This window comes from Rheinheimera baltica, assembly GCF_030731985.1.
Taxonomy (GTDB): domain Bacteria; phylum Pseudomonadota; class Gammaproteobacteria; order Enterobacterales; family Alteromonadaceae; genus Alishewanella; species Alishewanella baltica.
Window position 1 is genome coordinate 1 of the sequence record NZ_JAPJDY010000022.1, and the last position, 1,593, is coordinate 1,593.

At 42.7% G+C, this 1,593-nt stretch carries 2 protein-coding genes; both read left to right on the plus strand.

The genetic code is table 11. The annotated features are described in order from the left end of the window. A partial coding sequence (locus ORJ00_RS18930; RefSeq protein ID WP_306140553.1) for a transposase occupies positions 1-711 on the plus strand: 711 nt, incomplete at its 5' end. A 203-nt stretch (positions 712-914) separates the two neighbouring features. Further along, the gene (locus ORJ00_RS18935; protein WP_305975621.1) at positions 915-1,448 is read left to right on the plus strand and encodes a putative periplasmic lipoprotein; all 534 of its coding nucleotides are present in this window, start codon (positions 915-917) and stop codon (positions 1,446-1,448) included. Positions 1,449-1,593: the final 145 nt, after the last annotated feature.

Genomic DNA, 1,593 nt, shown 5'->3' on the forward strand with positions numbered 1-1,593 from the left:
GAAAAGATAAAACAGCGCTATAAAAGTATGGGGATTAGCGACAACATCTTTGCCAATAACACCATAGTCACGGCCGATACCGGCTTTGCCAACGAAGCCAACAACAGCTATCTATACCAGCAAAACATTAATGGCTACATCCCGGATAACCAGTTTAGAAAACGTGACCCTAAGTTTAGTGAACAAAAGCAAAAATACGGCAAACGGCATATTCCGACAGCTAAGGGGCAGAAAGCCATTATCCCCTCCAGTGCTTTTACGTTTGACCCAATAGCAATGACCTGTATCTGCCCTGCGGGTAATGAATTAACAAGCTGGGGGATAAGAACTGAAACAAATGGCCGACAGCGGGTGTTGTTTAGCGGCAGATTATTGCAATGCCGCAACTGCGATTTAAAAGAGCAATGCATGCAAACGCCAGAGTCTGCCAATCACCGAAAAGGCAGCGGTCGGCAGGTGTCATTCATACTCAAAGCCAATGCCCCGCCTAATTACACTGACTGGATGAAGCAAAGGGTAGATAGTGAAGCCGGTAAGCAGATTTACAGCCATCGAATGTCGGTTGTAGAGCCAGTGTTTGGCAATATCGGTACCAATAAACGGCTGAACCGGTTTAGCTTGTGCGGCAAAACCAAGGTGCAAGGCCAATGGCAGTTGTATTGTCTGGTACATAACTTAGAGAAAGTAAGCCGGTACGGGAAGTTAGGGTAAAAAGCCAGGCGATAGCACTCAATAACACCAGCTAAAGCTGTTGTTTAAGTGAAATGACATCCAATAAATCTTGCCTTGAAATTCCCACCAAAAGCATGCAAAGTCGCTAACAAATAATAAACAGAATAGCCGGGATAGAAATGCTGTGCTCTTAACAGGTTTTTCTACAGGCTCGTTAGCCTTCAAAGACAAGGACAGTTTTAATGATTAGATTTGCTGTTATTTTATTTTCCGTTTTATTAAGCAGTTGCGCTAGTGTCCCAGTTGGCACAATGCTCGAATTTCGTTCATTTGGTAAAGATGATTTTATTACCATTCAGCCTCAAGTTCTTAGAGCAAAAATACACGTTGATGAGCCTGTTCGAGCAGATGTAGATAGTGCGGAATTGGCGCTTGAACTAACCACTGAAAAAGGAATGAGAGAGTTTAAGTTTCCATTACTTTTGCTTCGCGAAGAAAAGATTGCGCCGGTAGCTGGTTTTTTCTCAAAATCAGCGGGAAAGACTGAATATACTCTGAAACTCTCAGATGAAGCGGTTAAAAACTTTATCGAAACTCAACAAATTATTAAGGATGAACAATCCGGAAGTTTGAATTTTTCTGTTACAACCGGTTTTGAGAAGTTTCCAAGTGAGATTACTGAAATAGGGTTGTCAGTATTTTTAAAGCTATCAGAAGAAAAAGGCTTTGTTACCTTATTTGACGATGCAAAGTTAGAGGTTAAGCATGAAGGCTAACAAGGCCAGCCAAGGCGACTGTTTCTCCGCTGCGGCTTCGCCTTCACTACAAAACAGCGCGTGCTGGCAGCGTTGGTATGACTCCCCACGTCAAGCAGATTGAGTAAAATCCTGCTCATTTAAGAACCGTTGTTTTGCTGGTAAA